This is a genomic window from Heliophilum fasciatum, from assembly GCF_004341395.1.
GTDB classification, from domain to species: Bacteria; Bacillota; Desulfitobacteriia; order Heliobacteriales; family Heliobacteriaceae; genus Heliophilum; species Heliophilum fasciatum.
The window spans coordinates 1-1534 of record NZ_SLXT01000068.1 but is presented as its reverse complement, the minus strand read 5'-3'; the positions used below and the strand labels follow the sequence as shown (position 1 = coordinate 1534).

Sequence of the window (1534 nt, the reverse complement as noted above, 5' to 3'; positions counted from 1 at the left end):
GCCTCTTCGCTGTTTCGTGTGGGTAACAATCGGCCTAGTCGGCTAGCGAATAACGATGTTTATTCATCTCGTGGGTTGCACACACTACCAATGGCTCTTACCCATTGTGGAGGATAGGGCAATGCTGAGGAGCAACCCGAGCGCCCGGTGGGGTTCTACCCTGGAGACGAAGAGGGCAACGATATCGTTATCCTCTCTCTCCGTTTGCATAGTTCATACTCCGAACACGGGTATAGAAAAACAGAGGTGAAGCTCTTCATCTCTAGGGAGAACGAAAGCGAGAAAACCTCGGGGGTTTGGGGGCAGAGCCCCCAATGGGATCTACATCACTTCATATCCACGCTCATGCGGCCAATTGCTACACCGGTTGCAAATTCAATTTTCCAGCAATGAGATAAATGATGGTGATCAAATTTCGAGACGATCGATAGCCTCGTGCTTTGTTTTTGGCCGCCTGAACCAGGCTATTGATCCCTTCCATCAAACCGTTCGTAATCCGAGATTCAAACCAGCGTAGGATGCCGTTGCGATGTTTTTTTATCGTCTTGGCCACCTGGATGATGGGTTGCAATCGACTGTGTGTAGCCCAGTAGTACCACTTCTGCAAATACATCGACGCATCCAGGGGAAGTTGCCGATACATTTCTTGAAAGCTCAAGCGAAAATGGTAGGCCCGAACGGTTTGGAGATGTCGATCTTTGAGGACATCGTCCATCACAGCCTTTTGCTTTACCGTCAGATTCGAAGCGTTCTTGAGCCAAACGTAACGCGTACCTTTTAAGGCGGGCATGGTCCGTTGCTCTGCGCGCCGAACCTGATCCACGGCTTCGTTGACAAGTTTTACAGCATGAAACTTGTCAAATGTAATCGCAGCATGGGGAAGATGGGTCTCGGCCCCCGCGATAAAAGCCGGAGACATGTCCATGCAGATATCCGTAATTGCTTCCGGTGACCCACCGTGCATACGAAAATCGGCGGTGAAATCCTCCAACGTACCTGCTCCCTTGCCTTCGGTCACATAAATTACGCGAGACCGATCGGTATCGACAAACAAGGTCACATAATTATGACCTTTGGCTTGGGACGTTTCATCGACCGCGACCCGGGTTACGGAAGACAGGTCTTCGTTTTCACGTGCTTTGTCTACATAGTGATGCAAGATTCGCCATAACCGGGTGTCCTGTTCCCCTACGACGCGTGCGGCTGCCCGGACGGGCATTTGCTCAACAAGTGTCAATATGTAGGCTTCAAACAGCAAGGTAAAACCGCTTCCCGGACGACTCCAAGGAACGTTAACTTGATGCACTGACTTATCATGGCTACAACAAACCCGTGGAACCCGCGCATGCAGATAGGTCGTATGCTGAAAAAAATTGAGATGCCTCCACGTCTTCTCTTTGGTATCCAGCGCTTTGCGACCTGTTTCTTCACAAATTGGGCAATCAAATGTACTTCCGGGTTTAAAGTCAATGTAGACATCCAGTTGACCTTTTTCAGTATCAAAGTGTGCATCTTTGACATACCAAGGTGGGGT

At 49.7% G+C, this 1534-nt stretch carries 1 protein-coding gene; it reads right to left on the bottom strand.

Translation table 11 applies throughout. The annotated features are described in order from the left end of the window. Window positions 1–358 precede the first annotated feature (358 nt). On the bottom strand, window positions 359–1534 hold a 1176-nt coding region (locus tag EDD73_RS14710), incomplete at its 5' end, for an ISL3 family transposase (protein ID WP_131921193.1).